Source organism: Streptomyces sp. R28 (assembly GCF_041052385.1).
Taxonomy (GTDB): domain Bacteria; phylum Actinomycetota; class Actinomycetes; order Streptomycetales; family Streptomycetaceae; genus Streptomyces.
Genome location: NZ_CP163439.1, coordinates 10436354 through 10459727, shown reverse-complemented (window position 1 = coordinate 10459727; position 23374 = coordinate 10436354). Strand labels below are relative to the sequence as shown.

Here is a 23374-nt window from a genome sequence, read left to right as displayed (position 1 = left end):
CCCGCTGTGATGCACGTGGCGATCCACCGGGTGATTCACCCGGTGGCGCCAGCGATCACCCACCGAAAACGATCGATACGTTCAATTCGGTATCCGCTATTGAGCGTTTGAACGTTACCCTGCTAGAAAGCGCCGTCATGACGACTCGTTGGTCACGTCGCGGCTTTCTCGCCGCAAGCACCGGCACCGCTGTCGCGCTCGGCCTGTCCGTTCGGGCGAGCGCCTCGCCTCCGTCCGCCGTAACGGCCGCGGAGGCGGACGAGTTCGCGACCCTGCGGCAGAAGTGGCGCACGCTCCTGCTGGGCGAGGGGTTCAGTCCCACGTCCGAACCGTTCAAGAGCCGACTCGCCGAACTGGGCAGCACCGCGAGCCAGTTGCAGTCCTCGATGGCCCCGGCTGCCGGTTCCCTGTGGCCGGACCTGGTGTACGCCGACCCGGAACCCGACACCGATCAGGAGTCCTACGGCTACTCCGGCAACATGAACGCAAGCTACAACCGGATCAGCACGCTCGCCCAGGCGTACTCCCAGCAGGGCACGGGACTGACGGGCGACACCGGGCTCAGGGACGCGATCCTCACCGGGCTGGACCACCTCCACTTTGAGGTCTACAACGCGAGCCAGACCCGGTACGGCAACTGGTACAGCTGGCAGATCGGTGCCCCGCAGGCGCTGCTGGACGTCTGTGTGCTGATGTACGACCAGCTGTCGGCGGAGCAAATCGCCGACCATGTCGCCGCGGTGGACCATTTCGTGCCCGACTCGGCGGTCGCCGGCTACTCCGGCACCAGCACCGGGGCCAACCGCGTCGCCCTGTGCCGGGTGCTGGCGCTGCGCGGCATCGTCGGTGCGAACTCCGCGAAGGTCGCGCTGGCGAGGGATGCCCTGTCCCCCGTCTTCCCGTACGTCACCGGCGGGGACGGGCTCTACGCGGACGGGTCGTTCGTCCAGCACACGACCGTGCCGTACACGGGCTCGTACGGTTCGGTCCTGCTCGGCGGGCTCGGGATGCTGTTCGCGCTGCTGGCCGGGTCGAGCTGGGAGGTCACCGACGCGAACCGGCAGATCGTGTTCGACGCGGTGGAGAAGGCGTGGGCGCCGTTCCTCTACAACGGGCTGGTGATGGACGGCGTGTCGGGCCGGGCGATCAGCCGGGGGCTGTCCGCGTCCGACACGAAACAGATCCAGCAGGACGATCACTTGCGTGGTCATCCGATCCTCGCGTCGATCGTTCTGCTCGGTCAGGGCGCCAGTGCGACGGAGAACGCTCGCTGGCGCGGTCTGGTCAAAGGGTGGCTGCAGCGCGACTACTACAGCCCGCCGATGAGCAATCGGTCGATCGGTCTCACGGGCCTGGCCCGCCTCAAGTCGGTCCTGGACGACACATCGATCACTTCGGTCGCCGAGCCGACCGGCCACCGCCTGTTCACCAACATGGCCCGGGCCACGCACCGCAGACCGGGCTGGGCGGCCTCCCTCAGCATGGCCGACCGGCGGATCACGTACTACGAGACCGGCAACGGCGAGAACCTGCGCGGCTGGCACACCGGTTCCGGAATGCTCTACTGGTGGGGCGACACGTTCGGCAACGGCCAGTACAGCGACGCGTTCTGGCCCACCGTCGACCCGTACCGGCTGCCCGGCACCACCGTCTCGCGCAAGGTGCTCGCGGACGCGGCCGGCGGCGACTGGGGCGCGTCCCTGCCGGACGTGAACTGGGTGGGCGGGGCCACGGACGGTCAGCGGGCGGCGGTCGGGCAGTACCTCAAGGGCCTGCAGTCCACGCTGCTGGCGAAGAAGTCGTGGTTCTTCCTGGACGACACCGTCGTCTGCCTCGGCGCCGGCATCAGGTGCACCGACGGCACGGCGGTGGAGTCGACGATCGAGAACCGCAACCTCGGCCCCACCGGCGCCACCCCCTTCGTCGTCGACGGCACCACCAAGCCCGCCACCTACCCCTGGTCGGCGACGCTCAGGGGCGCCGCCTGGGCGCACATCGGCGGACACGGTGGCTATGTGTTCCCCGGCGGGGCGAGCGTCAAGGCACTGCGGGACGCGCGGGACGGCCGGTGGAGCGACATCAACAAGGGGGGCTCCACGACGGTCCTGAACCGCAAGTACCTGACAATGTACGTCGACCACGGCACTGACCCGACGGACAACACCTACGCCTATCTGCTCATGCCGGGTGCGACGGCCGCCCAGACCCAGGCCCGCGCCGCCGCGACGACCTGGCTGACCGTCCTCGCCAACACGAACGACCAGCAAGGCGTGGCCGTGCCCTCGCTCGGCTTCACCGGCGTCAACTTCTGGTTCAGTGGCACGGTCGGAGCGCTCGTCGCGAGCAACCCGTGCTCCGTGCTGATCAGCGAGAAGTCCGACGGTACGGCGGTGATCTGTGTGAGCGATCCGATGCGGATGCAGACGAGCCTGACGCTCACCTGGAACCGTGCCGTGTCCGCGGTGATCTCCAAGCCGTCCACCGTGACCTCGGCGACGACCGGCGCCTCACTGAAGCTGACCTTCGCGGACCTGAGCACGACGAAGGGCGCGACGCGGAAGGTCACCGTCCGGTTGGGGTGACCGGGGTCCGGGGCGGGGCCCGCGGTCAGGACTCCGCGGCGACGAAACCGTGCAGGGACGCCTTCATCGCGGCGACGAAGGCGTCCCTTCGCGTGTCGTCCAGGACATCCAGCGACAGGTAGGGGTTGAGGTCCTCCAGCTCGACCAGCAGGAGCTCGCCATCCGGTGCACGGCAGGCGTCGACGCGCTGGATGCCGTGGTCGAGGCCGTTCCACTCGATGAAGCACCGGGCGAACTCCAGGTCGCCGTCGGCGGGTTCGTACGGCTGAAGCTGCCAGCGCCGGTCGGTGTGCGGCGCGTACAGGGCGTACTGGAAGTCGTGGTCGACGAAGTAGAAGGAGACCTCGTAGGCGAAGTCGACGCAGGGCTGGACCAGAACCTCCCCGTTCACCAGCTCGCGCACGCCCTGTTCGGAGACGATCCGCAGCCCTATGGAGTCGGCGCCGATCTTGGGCTTGACGACGTACCGCTCGGACTGCGGCAGGAGGTACAGGTCCTCGGCGCGGTCCACGGTGGGGATGACCGGGTACCCCGCGGCGGTCAGGTCGAGCAGGTACTGCTTGCCCGCCATGTCCGCCTTGCCGGAGAGCGGGTTGTAGACGCGCGCCCCACCGGCGACCGCACGGCGGCGGAAATCGTCGTACGCGTCCTGGTAGGCCAGCACCGGACCGCTGTTGCGGACGACGACCGCGTCGAAGGCGTCCATGAGCGCGACCGCGTCCCTGGGATGGCACAGGGCGAGGTCGAAGTCGCAGCGCAGCCGGGAGGTGAGGTAGATGTCCTCGTCGCAGTAACGGCGCCCGCGTGCCTGGTAGGCCAGGTCCGTGACGTACAGGATGCGGGGTCGGGCGGGCGGCATGCGGGACTCCTCGGCTGCGGCGGCAGCCGATCGTACGCAGACTGGCGCTCACCGGACAAACATCGCGGAAGCCGAGGTCACAGCCCCGCCGACCACAGTTCCTGCCTGCCGATTCCTTCCAGGCCACGGCGCACGGTGCGCCGAGGACCGGGCTCGACGGGCGCGTACGACGGGACGGCCAGCACGCGGCAGCCCGCCGCCTCGGCGGCCGCGACGCCCGTCGGTGAGTCCTCGACGGCGAGGCAGGCGGCCGCGTCCACCCCGAGAGCCCGGGCGGCGGCGAGGTAGGGGTCGGCGGCGGGCTTGGTGCGAGGTGTCTCGCCTTCGGCGACCGTCGTACGGAATCCGTGGGCGCCCAGGATCTTCAGTACGGCGTCCACGACCGGCCTCGATGACGCCGAGACGAGCGCGGTCGGGATGCCCAACTCCCGGAGCAGGTCGAGGAGTTCCAGGGCACCGGGGAGCGGGGGCGCCTCGCGTTGCACGGCCGCCAGAAAGCGGGTTTCCAAGTCCGCGGCGAGTGCGTTCGGATCGCCGCCGGTCAGGGGCTGGAGGCGGGCGGCGGCCTCGGCGGCCGAGCGGCCCAGGGCGTCGAACAGGTCGTCGGTGCCGATCCGGGGCACGGTCTCACGGACCGTGCGCAGCCACAGCGACTCGGTGTCGACGAGCGTGCCGTCCATGTCGAGGAGCACGGCGTGCGGGGCGGCGGCGAAGGGACGGCCGTCGAGCGTCCAGTGCCGGTCGGGGTGGCGGCCCAGGGCGGCGAACACCTGGGCCGCGACATCGGCGTGGCGCAGGGGACGCGGCGCCGAGCCGCCGATCCCCGGGCCGGCCGCGGCCAGCCATGCGGTGCGCTCCTCGGGCGTACGACCGCCGTGGCCGCCCGCGTCGACGTGGCCGTGGTCGGTGACGACGAGGAAGGTCCAGTGTTCGTCGGCGTATGAGGGCCGGGAGCGCACGGCGGCGAGCAGTCGGCCGAGGCGTGCGTCGGCACGGCGGATCGCGTGCTCGTATGCCTCGCCGCAGCCCAGGACGTGCGCGGTCTCGTCGGGTGCGCCGAGGTAGACGAAGGACGCCACCGTGTCGTCGGCGGCGTCGGCCAGCATGCGGGCGGCCGCGTCGGTGATCTGCTCGTCGCAGTGTTCCCAGGCTTCGGGGGTGTCCGCCGTCGGGGAGACGTACGCGGTCCTGGACGGGGAGCGGAAGAGGGGGCCGCCCTCGTGTGCCTGCATCAGGGGCCGCCAGCCGGCGGCGACGAAGGTGCGACGGCCGTCCTGCACCGCGAGGCGGGTGGCGAAGTCAGGGAAGACGTCGAGGCGGTGGCCGGTGAGGTCGTTGCTCCACACACCGTGCTTGGCGACCGTCACGCCGGTGACGACGGTCGCCCAGCAGGGACCCGACATGGTGGGCGTATCGGCGTCCACCTCGACCGGGGTGAGGAAGCCTTCGGCGGCCAGGGCGTCGAGGTGGGGGGTGGGCAGGCGGTTCAGTACGTCCAGGCGTACGCCGTCGACGCCGACGACGAGGACGCGGTGGGTGGTGTTCTGCACGGACGTTCCTTTCTCATGCGGAGCGGGTCAGCTCCTCCGGCGCGACCTCGTACGCGAAGGGCAGACCCTGGGCGTACCGAGCGACCTCGTCGACCGCCCAGTCGGTCATGCGGCCGAGTTCATTGCCGAGGGAGCCCGCGATGTGCGGGGTGAGGAGCACGTTGGGCAGGGAGTACAGCGGCGAGTCCGCCGGCGGTGCCTCGGGTTCGGTGACGTCGAGGACGGCGTGGATACGGCCGGTGACCAGGTGCGCGGTGAGGGCGTCGGTGTCGACGAGGCTGCCGCGGGCGGTGTTGACGAGCGTGGCGCCGTCCTTCAGGAGGGCGATCCGGCGCGCGTCGAACATGTGGTGCGTCTCGGGGAGTTGGGGCGCGTGGATGGAGACCACGTCGCTGCGCCGGACGAGATCGTCGAGGCCGACGTGTGCTGCGCCGAGGGCGCGCGCCTGCTCGGGGTCGAGATAGGGGTCGTGGAGGAGGACGTCGAGGTCGAGCGGGCGCAGCAGGTCGATGACGCGGCGGCCGATGCGGGAGGCGCCGACGATACCGACGGTGCGGTGGTAGTTGCCGTAGCCGCTGTAGTACGGCAGCAGGTCGGGGCGGGTTCGTGCGGTGGCGTAGGCGCGGGCGACGTCGAGGACGCGTTTGTTCGCGAACAGGATGGCGGCGAGGGTGAATTCGGCGACGGGCAGGGCGTTGGCGGCGGCCGCGGAGGAGACGGTGATGCCGCGGCGCCAGACGGCGTCGGTGATGTGGTGCTTGACGGAGCCTGCCGCGTGAACGACCGCGCGCAACCGGGGCATCCGGTGCAGCGCGTCCTCGGTGAGCGGGAGTGCGCCCCAGTGAGTGAACAGGACTTCGGCGCGGGCGAGTTGATGGGCATCCGCGGTGGTGAGGTCGGTGACGGTGGTCGTGACGTCGACGAGGGCGACCTGGTGGAGGCGGTCGAGTGCGTTCTCCGCGAGCAGTCGGCGGTGGACCTCGGAGCCCATGGCGAGGACCGTGCGTGGTCGGCGCGTGCTGCCGTGCGGCCGGGATGTGCTGCCGTGCGGATGCGTGTTGCCGTCCGGTTGGGGCGTGCCGTCTGGTCCGGGCGTGGTGTTCAGCAGGGTGCCTTCCGGTACGGGCGTCGGGGGTGGCGTCGTCATTTCACCGCGCCCGCGGTCAGGCCGGAGCGCCAGAAGCGCTGCAGGCAGACGAAGGCGACGACGAGCGGGACGACGGCGACGAGCGAGCCCGTGATCACGAGCGAGTAGAACTCGGGCTGTTGCTGGGTGACGCTGTTCCACATGAACAGGCCCAGGTTGACGGGATAGAGCTGCTCGTCGTTGAGCATGACCAGGGCGCCGAAGAAGTTGTTCCAGCTGGCGGTGAAGGAGAACAGGAAGATCGTCATGAAGCCCGGCGCCAACATGGGCAGGGAGACGCGGGCGAAGGTGCGCAGTTCGCCGGCGCCGTCGACGCGGGCCGCTTCGAGGACCTCGTTCGGGACGTAGCCCTCGGAGAAGACGCGGGCGAGGTAGACGCCGAAGGGGTTGACCAGGGCGGGCAGGAGCAGCGCCCAGTAGGTGTTGACGATGCCGGCCTTGGTGGCGAGCAGGTACATCGGCAGCTGGATGACGGTGGTGGGGACGAGGACGCCGCCGAGGACCAGGCCGAACAGCTTCTCCTTGCCGTGGAAGTCGTACTTGTCGAAGGCGTAGCCGGTGGCGACACAGATGAGTGTGGAGGCGGCGGATCCGACGACGGAGTAGAGGACGCTGTTGCCGAACCAGCGCAGATAGATGCCGTCGTTGAAGGTGAGGACGTGGCGCAGGTTGGCGAGGAGGTTGAAGTCGCCGAAGGCGAAGCCGGAGGTGGCGAAGAGGTCGCGGTGGTTCTTGGTGGCGGCGAAGAGCAGCCAGGTGACGGGCAGGAGTGTGTAGCCGGCGGCGATGATCAGCAGGCCGTTGACGGCGCCCTTGGAGAGCAGGGCGTTCGGGGTGGTGCGGCGGGGGGCGGTCGTTGCGGGCCGGGGGCTGGCGGACGGCTGTGTGGCGGGTGCGGTGTCGTGGGTGAGGGTGCTCATGACGTGGCTGCCTTCCACCGGTTGCCGAGCCGGGTGACGAGGTAGGAGAGGACTACGCCGAGGGCGGCCAGCATCAGGGACGCGGCGGCGGCCAGGCCGTAGTCGTGGCGCACGAAACCGGCCTTCCAGATGAACAGGGTCGGGGACCACTCGGTGTCGATAGAAGGTGCTCCGCGCTGGTTGAGGAGCTTCGGCTCGGTGAAGATCTGGATCGCACCCACGCAGGTGAACAGAACGGTCATGACGATCGCGGAGGCGATCATCGGCACCTTGATCTGCAGAGCGGTGCGCAGTGCGCCGGCACCGTCCACGACGGCCGCTTCGATCACTTCGCGCGGAACGGCCTGCAGGGCGGCGTAGAAGATGACCATGTTGTAGCCCATCCACTGCCAGGCGCTCAGATTGACCAGTGATGCGAGCACATGATCGTTGCGGTAGAAGTCCCAGGAACCGCCGAACGCGCCGATCCATTCGAGCACCGGGCTCAGCCCCGGCGTGTACAGGTAGATCCAGATGATCGATGCGATCAGTCCGGGGATCGCGTGCGGCAGGAACAGGGCGAGTTGGAAGAAACGCTTGGCGCGGGCGAGGGCCGAATCGACCAGGAGGGCCAAGGCGAGGGAGCCGCCGATCATGACCGGGATGTACAGGGCGCAGTAGAGCGCGATGTGCGCGAAGGAGGCACGGAAGCCGGCGTCGGCCAGGGCTTTGGTGTAGTTGCCGAAGCCGGCGAAGACCTGTTCGGTGCCGCCGAACCCGAGCCCGGAGGAGCGCTCCTGGAACAGGCTCATCCACACGGCGTAGCCGATGGGGGCCGCCATGACCACGGCGAACAGCACGAAGAACGGTGTGATGAGCAGGGCGGCCGTGCGCCGCTGACTGCGCCGGAGACGGGAGGCGCTCGGGGACCGGGCCGGACGCCGGGCCGGGGGGCGGGCCGAGGGGCGGGCCGAGGGGCGGCGGCTCTTGGCCGACGGCGGTCGGCGGGTGGGGCGGGCCAGGGGTAGTGCCACGGCGACTCCTTGATGGGCGGACGGGGAGCGGCAGACGCTGAAGGATCGGGAGCAGGGGCCGGAGGGGGCTGCCGTGGGCGGGGCACGATGCCGAGACCGGTGGCGGGGGCACCGATGCGTAGACCCCGGCGGCGCGGGCACCGACGCCGAGGCCGGCGGCGCGGGCACCGATGCGTAGACCGGCGGCGCGGGCACCGGTTCCGCCCCGCGGGTGTCAGCGAACGGACGTCCCGCGCAACGCGGATCCGGAGCGCGCCGCAGCCACCGGCCACCCGCCGCCCCGCCCCGCGTCCTCATTCCGCGAGCTTCAGACCCCGCTCCGTGATGCCGGACTCGGCCTTGCGCTGCCCCGCTTCGATGCCCTGGGTGAAGCCCGACTTGGCGGTCTCGTCCTGGATGGCCGTGTAGACGTCCATCTGGTTCGGGCCCCAGGTCCAGCCGGAGACGATGGTGTCGACCTGTTCGGAGGCGAGGGCGTAGAGGTTCTGGCCGCCCAGGTAGGCGGTGTCGAACTCGGCGGCGGCCACTTCGCGCATCTCGGGGTTGGCGGGCAGGGCGCTGCTGGGTGAGTCGAGGTCGGCGAGCCGGGCCTCGACACCGGCCTTGTCCGTGGTGAGCCAGGTGATGAACTCGGCGGCGGCCTCGGCGTGTTCGCTGCCCTTGAGGACACCGTAGGAGGTGCCGCCGTAGTTGCCGCTGGCGGCCGTGCCCCAGTGCGGCATGGGCGCGGCGGCCCACTTGCCCTTCTGGTCGGGCATGGCGGTATTCATACCGCCGGCGGACCAGGAGGCGCCCAGGAAGGAGAGGGTCTTGCCGGAGGTGCGGGCCTTGGTCTCCTCGGGGCTGTAGGCGGTGAAGGACTGCACGAGGTCGTCCTTGATCAGGCCGTCCCAGTAGGCGGCGACCTTGTTGCTCGCGGTGTCGTCGACGGCGGGCTTCCAGGCGTCGCCCTCGGTGGAGAACCACTTACCGCCGGCCTGCCAGGACAGTGCGGCGAGCAGGGCCGGGTCGCTCTTGGGCATGGAGGCGAGCCGGACGTTCTTGTCCTGCTTCTTGACCTGCTCGGCGGCCGTCCTGAACTCGTCCCAGGTCCGGGGGACTTCGATGCCGTACTTCTTGAACAGGTCGGTGCGGTAGTAGTACAGCTGCGGCGCGGCGTCGTACGGCACGCTCCAGGTCTTGCCGCCGAAGGTCACGAGATCCTGGATCGATTGCGGGAACTTCGTCTTGACCGTTTCACCGGCGTACTCGCTCAAGTCGATCAGATTGCCCTGGCTCGCGAACTCGGGGACCATCTGGTACTCGATCGTGGCCACATCGGGGGCGTTGCCCGCCTTCACCGCGTTGGCGAGCTTGCTGTAGCCCTCGGTGCCGCTCGGTATCTCGGTGAACTCGACCTTGATGTCCTTGTGCGTCCTGTTGAACGCCTCCGCGGTCGACTTGGCCCCGAGTGTCCAGGTCCAGTAGGTGAGCGTGACCGGCTTGCCCGCCGCGGCGGTGTCGGTCGAGTCGGCGTCGCCCCCGCAGGCCGTGGCGAGCAGACCGAGCGCGGCCACGGCGGCGAAGGCGGTCGTGGCGGTCGTGCGGAACGAACGTGAAGTGCGTGTCATGGCACGTCTCCTACGAGACCTCGTACGGGCAGAGGCGGTCGCAGGACATCTTTTGTGCACACACGATCAGAGTCAAGAGCGTTCGCGCGAAACAATCAAAACGATCGTCGATCGCTCATTCGGTGACCGTTTCACCGCCACAGGAGGAACGGATCCTCAACTCCGGGAGCAGGTCGAGGTGTTGGCGCGGGCCCGGCTCCCGTCCGCTCCGGCGTTCCGCGAGGCGCTCCAGCAGCAGCTTGGCGGCCATCTCCCCCACCGCGCGCGTGGGGGGCGCGACGGCGGTGAGCGGTACGTCGGAGAGGCCGGCCACCTCGTCCTCGTACGCGATCAGCGCGAGGTCGTCCGGGACCCGGATGCCGCACGCCTGCAGCCGCGGCACCAGCACGATCGCGTCCTCGTCGCTGTGCACCAGCGCGGCGGTGACGCGACGCTTCTTCACCGCCTCGACGAGGTAGTCGACGCTGGCCTCGTAGTCCCCGTGTTCGCGCACGGTCGGGGCGCCCTTGTCCACGTCGAGGCCCAGGGCCTGCACGGCCGCCTGGTAACCGGCGGTGATCTGGGTGGCGTGGGGGCCCTCCTGCAGGACGGCGGTGATCCTGCGGTGCCCGAGGCTCGCGAAGTGCCCGACGGCGACGGCGGCGCCGTGGGCGCGGTCGGTGCGCACCCGGTCCAGCACCGCGGCGGGGTTGCCGGGCGGGGCCAGGCGTTCGACCAGGACAGCGGGCACATCGCGCGCCAGCAGCCACTTCTCCTGGCCGTCCTCGGGGACTCCGCCGAACCAGCTGGGCGCGACGAGCAGTCCCTGCGCGCCGCCCGAGAGAAGGTGCTCGGCCTGGACGGGGTCCTCGGCATCGACGTATCCGGACACCCCCAGGACCAAGCGGCCGCCTTGCGCCGCCACGGCCTCGCGGGCGCCGCGGACGATGTCCGCGAAGATGTAGCTCGTGGTCGGAACGATCATTCCGATCACCGCGCCCTCGGCGCCCTCCGACCGCTCCCGCCCTTCGACGGCCGTATCCCCCGGCCACACCACCGCACCGTGCAGCCGATGCACCCGGCCCTGTGCGGCGAGCGCCTCCACGTCACGCCGCAGGGTGACCGCCGAGACGCCGAGTTCGACGGCGAGTTCGGAGACCCGGAGGCTGCCCCGCTCCCGGACGAGTTCGAGCACCCGCTCATGACGCTGGTCGACGTGCAGTCGCATCGGTTCCCCCTGGGGCAACGGTCGAACGATCCACGGGCACACGCGGGGCGTGGTCCCGAGCTGCACACTCTACGCCCACAATCATATCGATCGTTTGCAATCAATACGATCACCGAGGTGCTCACTCAGGCGTGCGGGTCGGTGAACTCCCCGCGCAACCGCCGCGCAACCGCCGCGTTCGCAGGACCAGTTCGAGTTCGAAGCGGCGGTCGGGGTCTTCCAGGTCCTCACCCCGCAGGTCCCGGATCTGCCGCAGGCGGTTGCGGACCGGTGCTCACCCTGCCGCGTCACGACGCGCACCGCCCCGCCCCGCCCGCCCGCCACCGCCCCGCCCGCCCGCCCGCCCACGAAGGGAACCGCTCATGAAGCCCGACAACCCGCTGCTGAGGATCCTTGTCTGTCCACTCGACAAGGGCCCGCTGATCCTGGACGAACCGGGTTCCGCGCTCTACAACCCCCGCCTGCGTCGCCGCTATCCAGTGATCGACGGCATCCCCCAACTGCTGCCCGACTCGGGGGAACCGGGTTCCGCGCTCTACAACCCCCGCCTGCGTCGCCGCTATCCAGTGATCGACGGCATCCCCCAACTGCTGCCCGACTCGGGGGAACCGGCCTCGGACGAACAACTGGCAGCACTCAGTACCCTGCCAGCAGCGCACTGAGTGCCACGGGCCTCGCTCTGGTGCTACGTTCCCGTCCATGAGCACCAGCAGCGGGACACCCGGCCGCGACGAGAAGGCGGAGGCCGGGGCGGCGAAGCCCTCGATGCGGGAGGCACTGGTCGCGGCGGCTTTCCAGCTGTTCCCGGAGCGGGGCTACGAGCAGACGACCGTCGACGACATCGTGGCGCTGGCCGGTGTCGGCCGTCGGTCGTTCTTCCGCTACTTCCCCTCCAAGGAGGACGTGGTCTTCCCCGACCACGAGCGGTGCCTCGCCGACATGACCGCGTTCCTCGCCGCGAGCGGCCCGGACCACGAGCCGGTGCGCCGGGTGTGCGACGCGGCCCGGCTGGTGCTGCGCATGTACGCCGAGAACCCGACCTTCTCGGTGCAGCGCTACCGGCTCACCAAGAAGGTGCCGGGGCTGCGCGCCTACGAGCTGTCGGTGGTGTGGCGCTACGAGCGCGCCCTGGCCGAGTATCTGCGCGAGCGCCTCGCCGCCCGGCGCGACGGAACCCTGCAGGCCGATGTGATCGCCGCCGCCGTGGTCGCGGCGCACAACAACGCGCTGCGCTCCTGGCTGCGCTCGGACGGCCAGGACGACGCCGGCGCCGCGGTGGACCACGCCCTGGGGTATGTGCAGTCCGCCTTCGGCGCCGCCTCTCCCCCCGGCCCCGCAGGTGACGAGGAACCCGAGGACGTGGTGGTCGTCGTGTCCCGGCGCGGCGCGCCGCTGTGGCGGGTCGTCCAGGAGATCGAGACCACGCTCGGACGCGACTGATCGAAATCCCGTACAGATTCAGGGTACGGAGTGCCTTTACGTGTGGCACTGAGTGCCATACTCTGGCGCTGTGCACGGTGGCACGGTGAGCCGGGCACGTGCGTGCACGGGCGACCCGGGCACGTGGGATTCCGGCCGAGCGCAGGGAGTTGACCAGCGTGTACCACCACTCAGGAAGCGTTGTTACTCGTCAGACCGCAGGTTCCGCGACCGGTGTACTCGACCCCGCGGCCCCGGCCACGGAGGCGGTCCTCTTCCAGCGCTGCACCTGGTGCGGCACGGCGATGTACCACCGGCTGCTGTGTCCGGTCTGCCAGGGCAGTGATCTGCGCACGGAGCGCAGCGAGGGCGTGGGGACGGTACGTCACTCGACGGTGGTCCACCGCAACACCCCCGCCGCGCGCAATGTGTCGCTCGTCGAGATGGCCGAGGGCTTCGTCGTGCGCGGACGGGTCATGGGCCCGCCCATCGGCATCCACAGCGGCGACCGGGTCCGGCTGTCCACGGCGAAGGACCCGGTCCGGGGCGAGCCGGTGTTCCAGCTGATCGACGAGCCCTACCGCGCCTGGACCTGAGCCCCCTGATCGGCTGAGGGTTTCCCGATCCCTGGGATCAACTCCGGTACGGCGACGGGCCGTCCCGTCTCGAAGCACTGATTGGCGGCGAGCCCGACGGCCAGGGCCAGCGCGCCGTCGCGTTCGGTGGCCGTGGGATGCGCCACCGCGGGTGCCGCCGTCCCCGAGTCGCCGCCCGCGCCGGATCGACGGGGCCGAAGAGGGCGTCCAGCATGCGCGGGTCACCCCCGCCGTGCGCCTCGTGGGCGGTCACGAGCGCAACGTCCAGCGGAGGCCGCCACAGCGGACGCAGCGTGAGCCGGACGCCACCCGCGTGCTCGGCCGCCGTGTCCCCGTGCACGGCACCGCTGCCGGAGCCGATCCGGGTCCGGGGCGACTGCCAACGGCTCTCCTCCACCTCGAGTTCCAGCCGTCCCTCGCTGCCGTTGAACATGACCCGGTAGCCCTCCCACGGGGAGTACGCGGTGAGGTGGTACGTCATCGTCGCGCCCCCGGCGTACCGCACGAGGACGGCCATGTCGTCCTCGATGGAGACGGGCCCGCCGAACACGTTGCGGTCGCGCACGTACCCGTCGTCCTGCTCGGCGTCGAGATAGAGGGCACGCAGGGTGTCGTCGGCCGCCAGGTCCAGGGCGAAGGGGTCGTCGGCGGCCTGGTCGGCGCCGTGGGCACGGTCGTAGTCCCGGCGCAGCCCGTGGCGCTCGCCCGCGGCAGGGCCGTAGAAACCGAGCCGCCCGTAGCCGAAGACGTCCCTCGGCTCGTCCGCGAGCCACCAGTTGACCAGGTCGAAGTGGTGGCCTGACTTGTGCACCATCAGGCCGCCGCTGTGGCGCTTCTCCCGGTGCCAGCGGCGGAAGTAGTCGGCGCCGTGGCGTACGTCGAGCAGCCACTCGAAGTGGACGGAGACGACCTCGCCGATCGCGCCGTCGGCGAGCAGGTCGCGGACCTTCTCGTGCACGGGGTTGAAGCGGTAGTTGAAGGCGACGGTGAGGGAGTTGCCGGTGTCCCGGACCGTGTCGAGGATGCGGGCGCAGCGCTCCGCGTCGACCGTCATCGGTTTCTCGGTCACGACGCGGCAGCCCGCTTCCAGGGCAGGGACGATGTAGCGATCGTGTTCCGCGTCGACGGTGGTGACGACGACCTCGTCGATGTCCTCTTCGGCGAGCATGTCGGTGAAGCGGTCCGGCGCCCACTGGGTGGCGGCGGGTGCGCCGGCCTCGGCCAGCAGCCGGTTGTGGAAGGCCATCCGGGTGGGGCTGGGGTCGCAGAGGGCGGCGACGAAGTGGCCCGAGCGTGCGGCGAGGGCCCGGGTGAAGGTCTGGGCACGGTGGCCGGTGCCGACAACGGCGGTGCGACGGTGGGGAGTTCGGCTCATTGTGGTGCCCTTTCCCGTCGGCCGCCCGCCCACTCCTCAGCCACTGACCCGGTCCTCAGCCGCCCGCCCGGTCCCGGTCCGTCATCGTTCCCACCCTTCACAGGCAACGCACAAGCACCTCCATCCGTCCTCCCGGAGTGAGTGCCCCAGGGGCGCCCTGGGGCGAGCGGAAGGAGGGGCACGTGATCCGTGCCCGGCGAATATGGGTCACCGCCTTGGCGGTCCTCGCGGTGGTGGGGGCGTCGCCCGGGTGGGCCCAGGCCCAACAGCGGCCCGAAGCAAGGCCGTTAGCGGAGTCGGTGGACAGCGGCGACGGTCTGCCGCCGGACTGGAGCATCACCGGTGACGGAACCGCGCGGAAGCTGGTGTGGCGCTCCGACGAACGGGTGCCTATGGGCCACGCCCGGGTCGAGTTCTACGCCGGTGGCCATCTGCTCGGCCGTCCGGCGCCGGCGAAGGACGGGCGCACGTTCCGGCTCGGCCTCGACGGTGTCCCGTCGGCCTCCGTCAAGGACCTCCAAGTACGGGCTGCGGGACGCCGGTTGGACGCACCCGAGGCCGGCACCGGTGGAGCTGCCCGCTCGGCGGTGACCGCCCCCTCGCAACTGCCGGCGAACCAGGTCGACCCCGGCAAGCCGGGCGCGTACCGGACCGTCACCGGCGAGTACGACCTCGACCCGGTACGGCTGCCCGGTTTCGCCGAGCCGGTCGAGATGCGGGCCGTGGTCGTGGCGCCCAAGGGTGCCGACGGCCGCCGACCGCTCGCCCTCTTCCTCCACGGACGCCACGTCACCTGCTACACACCGCAGGGTGAGATCAGCGGCGACTGGCCCTGCGCGGCCGGCTCCAAGCCGGTGCCCAGCCACCGCGGCTATCTGCGCGACCAGCGCCTGCTCGCCTCCCAGGGCTATGTGACGGTGTCGATCTCCGCCAACGGCATCAACGGCCAGGACTGGCGCGCCGAGGACGGCGGCGCGCAGGCCCGCTCGTCACTCGTACGGCAGCATCTCGCCCGCTGGGCCGGCTGGTCCGCCCACCCGAGCACGGCACCGGCGGACGTACGGCAGGCAGCCGGCGCCGATCTGTCGCGGGTACTGCTGGTGGGGCACTCGCGGGGCGGCGAGGGCGTCAACCGGGCCGCGATGGACAGCCTTTACCCGCCGCCCGCGGACCAGGACGGTTATCACGGCCCGGTGCGCTGGCGGATCCGCGGCACCGTGCTCATCGGCCCGACGATCTTCGGCCAGAACCCGGTCGCGGACGTGCCGTCGATGACGATCCTGCCGGGCTGTGACGGCGATGTCTCCGATCTGCAGGGCGAGGTGTACGTCGACGGCACCCGCCAGGTCAGCCGCGGTGCCGCCCTGCACAGTGCCGTGTACATGGTGGGCGCCAACCACAACTACTTCAACAGCGAGTGGACGCCGGGGCAGGCCGAGGCGCCCGCCGACGACGACTTCTGGACCGACGAGGAGGAGCGCGACCCGGTCTGCTCCCCCGGCACCAGGACCCGGCTGACCGCCGACCGGCAGCACATGGCCGGCGCCACCTACATCGCGGCGGCGGCACGGCTGTTCGTCGCCGGGGACGACCGGGTTCGTCCGCTGCTCGACGGTTCGGGCCGCCGTGCGCCGTCGGCCGATCCCGCGCACGTCCTCACGCATGCGGTGGGCGCGCGGCGCGGAGCCGGGTTCCTGCCGGACGGCAAGGTCACCGTGAGCGGAGGCAGGCTGTGCTCGGCGGTGGATCCTTCCGCGGCCAAGGCCTGTCTGTCGTCGGAGGCGGCCGGCGCCTCACCGCACTTCGCGCGGTGGGACACCGACCGCGAGCCCGGCCGCCGCGCGGTCGCGCTGCGCTGGTCCGCGGCGGGCTCAGCCGCGCGGATCCGACCCGACCGGCCGCTGTCCCTGGCGGGTGACAAGGCGCTGGCGCTGCGCGTGATCGTGCCGCCGAACAGCACCGGAACGCAGCTGGACGTCTCCGTCACCGACACCGCCGGACGGCAGCGGACCCTCGGCCGGGTCAAGGTCGACGGGCTGCCGGGGACGCAGCGGACCGCCTCGTACTGGGCGCGTGAGGTGCGCGTGCCGATCGGGGCCGACGACGCGGCCGCGCTCGACCTGCGGCACGTCAAGTCCCTGGCACTGACGCCGCGCACGGGGTCCGGGCGGGCCTGGCTGATGGACGCCTGGGGCTGGCGGCCGGGCACACCGCAGGTGCGCGAGGCTCCGCTGCCCCGGGTCGACATCGGCCGGCTGACCGTCAAGGAAGGGGACTCGGGCGTACGGACGTACCAGGTACCGGTCCGGGTCTCGGGGCACGGCAGTGGGCAGATCCGGCTGTTCGTCGCCGACCCGGACACCGGCCGGGCCACGGACCGGCTGGTGACGGTCCGGCCCGGCGCGCACGACATCGACGTACCGGTGAAGGTCGAGGGCAATCGCCGCTACGGCTACGACCTGGCGCACGACGTGTTCGTGAAGGCGGTCCGCACCTCCGTGATCGGCGCCCACCGGGGCGGGGTGACCGTGGAGAACGACGATCCGGTGCCCTCGGTGTCCGTGACGCCGGTCGCCGACCGGGTGACCGAGGGTCAGCCGCTGAAGTGGCGGATCTCCTTGTCCGCGGTGGCCGACGCGGAGGTGAGCGGGCTGCTCACCGTGCTGCCCGTCACCGACGGTCCCGAGCTGTCGACGAAGGACGTCGACCCCGGCTGGCTCCTGGAGAACACCGGTGCGTCGCCGGACCCGGAACGGCCGTTGTCGAAGGTCGACGGCCTCTACCTGTGGGCGTCCGTCCAGCCGGGGCAGACGAGCACCGAGGTACAGGTGCCGACGCTCAAGGACCAGGTGGCCGAGCCGGCCGAGTCGGTGCGCTTCCAGCCGGCGAACGACAACGGTGAGCCGCTGCCCGGCACACCGGCGGTGACGGGCACGGTGCTGGACGCCTCGTGACGCACCGTCGGCCGGCCATGACGTAGGTCAGCAGGTCAGGGTGTCAGCGTGATCCGTACGCCGACTGTGCCGTGCACACCGCGGCGCAGTCGGCTGCCGAGCAGCGAGAGGCGGCCGGTGATCCCGTACTTGCGGGCGATGAGCCGGCGGTAGCGGGCGCTGGTCGCCTCGTCGCAGATCTCGGCGGTGGCGGGGACCTGGTCGCCGGTCGGCCTGCCGCGCAGGTCGCAGGGGCCGACGAGGACGTCGCCCCGGGCCCGGATGCGCTTGACCTTCCACGAGTCGGCGACCGTCCAGACGCCGAGTGCGTCGGCGTCCCGGACCACCCAGACCGGCGTGGCGACACCGGTTCCGTTCTTTCGGTAGCTGGTGATGAGCAGGTACTTGCCCGCGCCGAGCTGCTCCAGCGACGTGTCGTCCATGGCGGGAAGTGTAGGCAGGTGGGTGCGGGTGCCGACCGGCGCCCTCACCCCCTGCTGTCGGACAGGTCCTGGGTCCCTCGCCCGTGCCGTCTCAGTCGAGCGCCGCCGCCATCCGCCGTACGCCCTCCCTGATCAGCTCCGGCGACGTGGCCAGGTTCAGCCGTACGTGCCCTGCTCCCCCGGTGCCGAACGGGATCCCGGAGTTGAGTGCCACCCGGCCGCGGCGCAGGAAGACGTCGGCCGGGTCGACGCCGTCGCCGAGGCCGAGGGCGCGGCAGTCGAGCCAGGCGAGGTAGGTGGCCTCGCCCGGGCGGTAGGTGATCGCCGGGAGGTGCTCGGCCAGGAGGCCGGCGAGCAGGCGCCGGTTGTCGTCGAGTGCCGACAGCAGGGCGTCGAGCCAGCCGGTGCCGTCGCGCAGGGCGGCGGTGTGGGCTATGACCCCGAGGTGGCTGGGACCGTGGCCGACCTCTTCGGGCAGGCGGGCCAGGTCGGCGGCGGCCGCGGGCCCGGCGATGGCCAGGGCCGCCTTGAGGCCGGCCAGGTTCCAGGCCTTCGACGCCGACATCAGCGACAGTCCGCTCTCGGCGCCCGGGACGCTCAGGTACGGCACGAACTCGGCACCGCCGGCGGTGATCGGTGCGTGTATCTCGTCGGTGACGACACGCACGGCATGGCGGTCGGCGAGGGCGGCCACGGCGGCGAGTTCGTCCGCGGTGTGCAGGGTGCCGGTCGGATTGTGGGGGCTGCAGAGCAGGAAGGCGGCGCGCCGCCCGCCGGCGACCGCCCGCCGGAACGTTTCATCAAGGGCGTCGAGATCGATGCGCAGGTCCACGCCCAGCGGAGCCTCGAGCACCCGCCGGTCCATGTGCTCGACGAACTGGTAGAACGGCGGATACACGGGTGAGTTCACCACGACCGAATCGCCCGGTCCGGTGACCAGTTTGAGCATTTCGACCACACCGAGCATCACATCGGGCACGATCGCGGTCCGCTCCACGGCCAACCCGTCCCAGCCCCACCGCTTGTCCGCGAAACCGGCCAGCGCCTCGGCGTAGCCGGTGCCCGCCGGGTAGCCCGTGTCACCGAGTGCGAGGGCGTCGGTGAGCGCGCGGACGACGGGTTCGGCGAGCGGTACGTCCATCTCGGCCACCCACATCGGCAGCACGTCGTCGGGATAGGCACGCCATTTCATGCTCGTACGACATCGGAGCCGGTCGAGGGCGAGTGCGCGAAAGGGATTTGGTGCACCGGACGTTGCGTACGGGATCCTGGTCATGGGGCACAAAGATAGAGGCGTGTGCGGTGGCCGGGAACGGTGCGGACCGGGAGCGGCCGGTGACGGATGCGGCGCCGACGCAGGAACGGTCACCTGTGTGGTGAACGCGGGCCTGCCGGGCCACGTATGGAGAGAGGGTGCTCAACTCCGGGAGGGCCCCGCGGCGTTCGCGCCGCGCTGTACTGGTTCGGGAGCCCTGCATGAGGCACGCACGACGACGTCTCGTCCGGCGAGTGACACGGCTGGCGGCCGTCGGCGGACTCCTCCTCGGAGGAACGATGGTCACACGCGCCGTGGCGAGCGAACCTCCGGACGGCTCCGCCGGCCCGCACACCTACGCCGCTCCGGCCACCGACACCGGCAGCGCTGTCGTCGCACGCCTGGGTGCTTCCCGTACGGCGGGCAGCTGGATCGGCGCTGACGGCAAGCCCGTCGTCGCGGTCACCGACGAGGAGGCGGCCGCCGAGGTGCGGCAGTCCGGCGCCGAGGCCAAGATGGTCGACCACAGCATGGACGAGCTGAAGTCGGCGGCGTCGACGCTGCGTTCGGCGCCTCGGGTGGCCGGTACGGCGTGGGTCATGGACTACCGGTCCAACGAGGTGGTGGTCCGGGGCGACAGCACCGTCTCGGCCGCCGACTGGTCCCGGATGACGAAGCTCGCGGACGGCATGGGCGGCTTCGTCCGTATGGAGCGCACCGAGGGCACGTTCACGACCCGGCTCAACGGCGCACTGCCGCTGCTGTCGACCGGCGGGCGCTGTTCGGCCGGCTTCAACGTCACCGACGGACAGCGCGACTTCATCCTCACGGCCGGGCACTGCGGGCCGGACGGGTCCGTGTGGTTCGGCGACAACCGGGCCACCCAGCAGATCGGCCGGACCGTCAAGCAGAACTTCCCCGGTGCCGACTTCTCCCTGGTGGAGTACGCGAGCGGGGACGCGGGCGCGGGCGCCGAGGTCGTGTCCATCGGGGACGGCAAGGGCGTGCGGATCACGGGCCTGGCCGATCCGGCCGTGGGACAGCGGGTGTTCCGCAGCGGCAGCACGAGCGGGCTGCGCGACGGTGAGGTGACCGCCGTCGACGCGACGGTCAACTACCCGGAGGGCACGGTCACGGGGCTCATCGAGACGAACGTGTGCGCCGAGCCCGGGGACAGCGGTGGTCCGATGTTCTCCGAGGGGATCGCGCTGGGGGTGACGTCGGGCGGCAGCGGCGACTGCAACGCGGGTGGCACGACCTTCTTCCAGCCGGTGACGAAGGCGCTGGACTCGCTCGGCATGAAGCTGATCGTCGCGGCGCCGAGCGGCGCCGGTCAGCAGAACGGCTCGGCCGCTCCGACGCCGTCCGCGTCGGCCACGCAGAGCGCGATCGCTCCCGGTGCGGCATCGCCCGGCTCGTCGACCCCGATCGCTGGCGCCGATGCGTCGACCCTGCTGTCCCGGCTCGCGGACCCGAAGAACGTCGGGCCCGGGCTGCTGGTCATCGCGGGGAGCATGGTCGCGCTGGTGGCGGCCCGCTTCATCCGCGCGGAACAGGACCGCAAGGCGTACCGGCGCCACTACTCGGCGACCTGGGGCTGACGGGGCCGGATCCTCAGCCCAGGGTCGGCACAACGGTGGCCGCCGCCGCGCCGGCAAGCCCGATCGCCCGTCGTCCCTGAGGGGTTCACGCAGGAGGACGAACCCCAGGACGACGGGCAGCGCGGGATAGAGCGAATAGAGCGAATAGAGCGAATAGAGGATGCCGTGATAGACGGCCGAGGTCAGTGCGAGGAGGGCACCCATCGGGTCGGGAGTGCCCCGGGTGGGCCTTCCGATGACTGGGGAGGCGCACCGAGGAGGGTGCTCGGGCTGAGGCTGGTGCTCAGGCCGCCTTCGCCGGCTGCGGGGCCGCGGCGGCCCACTCCAGGACGAGGCGCTGGTACTCCTCGCGCTCCTCGACGCTCAGTGTCCCGCCCGCCCGGCGCCACAGCGCCCGGATCTCCTCGTTGACCTCGTCAGCCGAGCGATCGGAGGCGAATTCAACAGTGGTGGACATGCTGTGAAGCATAGGACTCCCGAGGTGAAGGCGCTGTGAGCAAGCTCGCACAATACGGACATTTCAGACCGTGTTGCTGATCACGTCCATCTGTCCACGTGGACCGAGGAGTTCAGGCGTCCGCCGCCCCGAGCACCAGCACCTGGATCGCGAGAACGGCGGCGCCACGCGCCCAGTCGTGAAAGTCGGACACCTTGGTCTCGAGGTCGATCGGGGCGGCCAGCGGGTGCCGATGGGCGCGGATGGTGTCCGTCACAGTCTTGCCGGCGACCTCCATCAGCCCCACCCCCTCTCCGGCGAGCAGGACCTTCTGCGGCAGCACGAAGTTGCCGATCTGGGCGACCAGGGTGCCCAGGGCGCGGGCCGCCTCCTCGATGACCCGGGAGGACATCGGCTCGCCCGCCGCGGCGAGCTCGAGGATCTCCTCGTACGTGCGGTCACGACCGGTAGCGGCCTGCACCTGGTAGCGGATGTTGGGGATGGTCAGCAGGGAGACGGCGCTGCCGCGTGCCCCGTCGGGGGTGAGCGGGCCGTTGGGGTTCACGATCCAGTGCCGCCCGAAGCCCCGGTCCTCCTCGGCGTACGGCACCCGCTTGCCGCCCAGGACCAGCCCGTAGCCGATGCCGGCGCCGATGGTGAGGACGACGAAGCGGTCGAGGCCGCGGCCGGCGCCGAACCAGGTCTCCGCCTCGACCAGGGCGGCCACGTCGTTCTCCACGACGACCGGCAACCCCGTGCGCTCCTCGACCAGTTCGGCGAGCGGGACGTCGCGCCAGTGCAGGAACGGGGACTCCCCGACCACGGCACGGTCCTCGACGAGACCGCCCACACCGATGCCGATACCGGCGAGCCGGGGGTGGCTGCCGGCGAGCTCGTCGACCATCTCCCCCAGCAGGTCCACGACCCCGGCGGGGTCATGGGTGGCGAGGGGGCGGTCATAGCGGGCGACGATCTCGCTCCTGAGGGTGGTGACGACGCCGTAGACCATGTCCTCGGTGATCTTGAAACCGATGAAGGAGCGTGACTCGGCGACCACGTCCAGCGGCTGCGACGGGCGGCCCTGGCGCACCTCCGCCGGGGCGCCCGCCTCGGGGACCTCGACGAGGAGACCCGACTCGATCAGCGGTTTGGTCAGCCGGGTGAGGCTGCCCGCGGACAGATCGAGCCGCCGGGCGAGTTCGGTGCGCGACACCGGGCCACCGAGGAGCACCTCGATCGCAACCGAGCGTTCACCGGGGCTGAGGGGGAGCCAACTGGCGGCTACTGCGGTCATGGTCGTCAGGCTCCCACATGATTTTTTTCTCTACAAAAACAACCAGGCCAGTCTAAGCCGGTCCACACGCCCTGGAGAAGATACTCGCGCACCTCTTGACGGCTGGATTCTTCCGCCACAAAAGTAAGTGGCCGAGGACGAGCCGCCGCAGACGAGGGAGTCTCCCGATGACCATCGCCTCCAGCAGCCCTCCGTCGCGTCTGCCTGTGGGCGGCGCCGAGGGGGCAGGGACCAAGCCGAGGACGCGGCGGGCGCGCTCCCGCGAGAGTCAGGGGGACGGGCGGCTGGCCGCGGTCTTCATCGCTCCGGCGATGCTGGGCTTCCTGGTCTTCCTGCTCTGGCCGACGCTGCGGGGCGTCTATCTGAGTTTCACCCGCTTCAACCTGCTCACGCCGCCCGAGTGGGTGGGCCTGGACAACTACGTACGGATGGTCCACGACCCGATCTTCTGGGACTCGCTGACGGTCACCGTCGAGTACGTGGTGATCAACATCGGCGTGCAGACGGTCGCCGCGCTCGCGATCGCCGTGCTGCTGCAGCGGCTCACCCAGTCGGCGATGCTGCGGGGCATCGTGCTCACCCCGTATCTGATGTCGAACGTCGTCGCGGGCCTGGTCTGGCTGTGGATCCTCGACACCCAGCTCGGTATCGGCAACGAGATCATCAGCGCGATCGGGTTCGACCGCATCCCCTTCCTCAACGACGAGACCTGGGCCATCCCGACCATCGCCCTGATCAACGTCTGGCGGCACGTCGGCTACACCGCGCTGCTGCTCTTCGCCGGTCTGCAGGCGATCCCGAACGACGTCTACGAGGCGGCGAAGGTGGACGGCGCGAGTGAGTGGCGGATGTTCTGGCGGATCACCATGCCGCTGCTGCGGCCGGTGCTGGCCGTCGTACTGATCATGACTGTGATCGGTTCGTTCCAGGTCTTCGACACCGTGGCCGTGACCACCGCGGGCGGTCCGGCGAACGCGACCAACGTCCTTCAGTACTACATCTACGGCTCCGCCTTCGGCCGCTTCCAGTTCGGCTACGCCTCGGCGATGTCCGTCGCCCTGCTGGTCGTGCTGAGCGCGATCACCGTCCTGCAGTACCGGCTCACCCGGGCCGGCCAGACCGACCTCGGCTGAC

The 23374-nt window shown here is 70.8% G+C and carries 19 protein-coding genes and 1 pseudogene; 7 read left to right on the top strand and 13 right to left on the bottom strand.

What is annotated here, in order from left to right; all coding sequences use genetic code 11:
* Positions 1–137 precede the first annotated feature (137 nt).
* Positions 138–2582 (top strand): polysaccharide lyase 8 family protein, encoded by a 2445-nt coding sequence (locus AB5J49_RS45650; RefSeq protein WP_369174755.1) that lies wholly within the window; start codon positions 138–140, stop codon positions 2580–2582.
* A gap of 25 nt (positions 2583–2607) precedes the next feature.
* Here the strand turns inward: AB5J49_RS45650 and AB5J49_RS45645 are convergent, their stop codons facing one another.
* From AB5J49_RS45645 to AB5J49_RS45610, 8 genes and pseudogenes are all read right to left on the bottom strand, one after another.
* Positions 2608–3441 (bottom strand): hypothetical protein, encoded by an 834-nt coding sequence (locus tag AB5J49_RS45645; protein ID WP_369174754.1) that lies wholly within the window; start codon positions 3439–3441, stop codon positions 2608–2610.
* 77 nt (positions 3442–3518) lie between these two features.
* The gene (locus tag AB5J49_RS45640; RefSeq protein ID WP_369174753.1) at positions 3519–4991 is read right to left on the bottom strand and encodes an HAD-IA family hydrolase; all 1473 of its coding nucleotides are present in this window, start codon (positions 4989–4991) and stop codon (positions 3519–3521) included.
* Positions 4992–5004: 13 nt separating this feature from the next.
* Positions 5005–5982 (bottom strand): hydroxyacid dehydrogenase, encoded by a 978-nt coding sequence (locus AB5J49_RS45635; protein ID WP_369175474.1) that lies wholly within the window; start codon positions 5980–5982, stop codon positions 5005–5007.
* Between the two features lie 152 nt (positions 5983–6134).
* Positions 6135–7058 carry a carbohydrate ABC transporter permease gene (locus tag AB5J49_RS45630; RefSeq protein ID WP_369174752.1) on the bottom strand — a complete coding sequence of 308 codons (924 nt, stop codon included), beginning with the start codon at positions 7056–7058 and terminating at the stop codon, positions 6135–6137.
* Entirely contained in the window at positions 7055–8071 is a 1017-nt protein-coding gene (locus tag AB5J49_RS45625) for a carbohydrate ABC transporter permease (protein WP_369174751.1), read from the bottom strand. The genes AB5J49_RS45630 and AB5J49_RS45625 overlap by 4 nt, the downstream gene beginning before the upstream one ends.
* Before the next feature lie 293 nt (positions 8072–8364).
* Positions 8365–9681 carry an ABC transporter substrate-binding protein gene (locus AB5J49_RS45620; RefSeq protein ID WP_369174750.1) on the bottom strand — a complete coding sequence of 439 codons (1317 nt, stop codon included), beginning with the start codon at positions 9679–9681 and terminating at the stop codon, positions 8365–8367.
* Positions 9682–9796: 115 nt separating this feature from the next.
* Positions 9797–10888, bottom strand: a complete 1092-nt coding sequence (locus tag AB5J49_RS45615) for a substrate-binding domain-containing protein (RefSeq protein ID WP_369174749.1) — start codon at positions 10886–10888, stop codon at positions 9797–9799.
* Between the two features lie 121 nt (positions 10889–11009).
* A pseudogene (locus AB5J49_RS45610) lies at positions 11010–11156 on the bottom strand (helix-turn-helix domain-containing protein); the annotation flags it as partial.
* A gap of 94 nt (positions 11157–11250) precedes the next feature.
* Here AB5J49_RS45610 and AB5J49_RS45605 point away from each other — a divergent pair.
* The 3 genes from AB5J49_RS45605 (at position 11251) to AB5J49_RS45595 (ending at position 12903) form a co-directional block, all read left to right on the top strand.
* A complete protein-coding gene (locus tag AB5J49_RS45605; protein WP_369174748.1) occupies positions 11251–11550 on the top strand; it encodes a Trm112 family protein in 300 nt (99 codons plus the stop codon).
* A gap of 103 nt (positions 11551–11653) precedes the next feature.
* Positions 11654–12328, top strand: a complete 675-nt coding sequence (locus AB5J49_RS45600) for a TetR family transcriptional regulator (RefSeq protein WP_369175472.1) — start codon at positions 11654–11656, stop codon at positions 12326–12328.
* A gap of 158 nt (positions 12329–12486) precedes the next feature.
* Entirely contained in the window at positions 12487–12903 is a 417-nt protein-coding gene (locus AB5J49_RS45595) for a Zn-ribbon domain-containing OB-fold protein (protein ID WP_369174747.1), read from the top strand.
* 37 nt (positions 12904–12940) lie between these two features.
* Here AB5J49_RS45595 and AB5J49_RS45590 read toward each other — a convergent pair whose 3' ends face one another.
* Positions 12941–14278, bottom strand: coding sequence for a Gfo/Idh/MocA family protein (locus tag AB5J49_RS45590; RefSeq protein ID WP_369174746.1), 1338 nt, complete (start codon positions 14276–14278; stop codon positions 12941–12943).
* Between the two features lie 182 nt (positions 14279–14460).
* Here AB5J49_RS45590 and AB5J49_RS45585 point away from each other — a divergent pair, with 182 nt between their 5' ends.
* Positions 14461–17232, top strand: coding sequence for a hypothetical protein (locus AB5J49_RS45585; RefSeq protein WP_369174745.1), 2772 nt, complete (start codon positions 14461–14463; stop codon positions 17230–17232).
* A 35-nt stretch (positions 17233–17267) separates the two neighbouring features.
* On the opposite strand, the gene AB5J49_RS45580 is transcribed toward AB5J49_RS45585, so the two are convergent.
* A complete protein-coding gene (locus AB5J49_RS45580; RefSeq protein WP_369174744.1) occupies positions 17268–17654 on the bottom strand; it encodes a PPOX class F420-dependent oxidoreductase in 387 nt (128 codons plus the stop codon).
* 91 nt (positions 17655–17745) lie between these two features.
* Positions 17746–18930, bottom strand: a complete 1185-nt coding sequence (locus AB5J49_RS45575; protein ID WP_369174743.1) for a MalY/PatB family protein — start codon at positions 18928–18930, stop codon at positions 17746–17748.
* Positions 18931–19130: 200 nt separating this feature from the next.
* Here AB5J49_RS45575 and AB5J49_RS45570 point away from each other — a divergent pair, with 200 nt between their 5' ends.
* Positions 19131–20510, top strand: coding sequence for a S1 family peptidase (locus tag AB5J49_RS45570; protein ID WP_369174742.1), 1380 nt, complete (start codon positions 19131–19133; stop codon positions 20508–20510).
* A 283-nt stretch (positions 20511–20793) separates the two neighbouring features.
* On the opposite strand, the gene AB5J49_RS45565 is transcribed toward AB5J49_RS45570, so the two are convergent.
* Together AB5J49_RS45565 and AB5J49_RS45560 are read right to left on the bottom strand one after the other, a co-directional pair.
* A complete protein-coding gene (locus AB5J49_RS45565; protein WP_369174741.1) occupies positions 20794–20979 on the bottom strand; it encodes a hypothetical protein in 186 nt (61 codons plus the stop codon).
* A 100-nt stretch (positions 20980–21079) separates the two neighbouring features.
* Complete coding sequence (locus tag AB5J49_RS45560; RefSeq protein WP_369174740.1) at positions 21080–22240, bottom strand: ROK family protein; 1161 nt, start codon at positions 22238–22240, stop codon at positions 21080–21082.
* A 167-nt stretch (positions 22241–22407) separates the two neighbouring features.
* On the opposite strand from AB5J49_RS45560, the gene AB5J49_RS45555 reads away from it, so the two are divergent.
* Complete coding sequence (locus AB5J49_RS45555) at positions 22408–23373, top strand: carbohydrate ABC transporter permease (RefSeq protein WP_369174739.1); 966 nt, start codon at positions 22408–22410, stop codon at positions 23371–23373.
* Position 23374 lies beyond the last annotated feature (1 nt).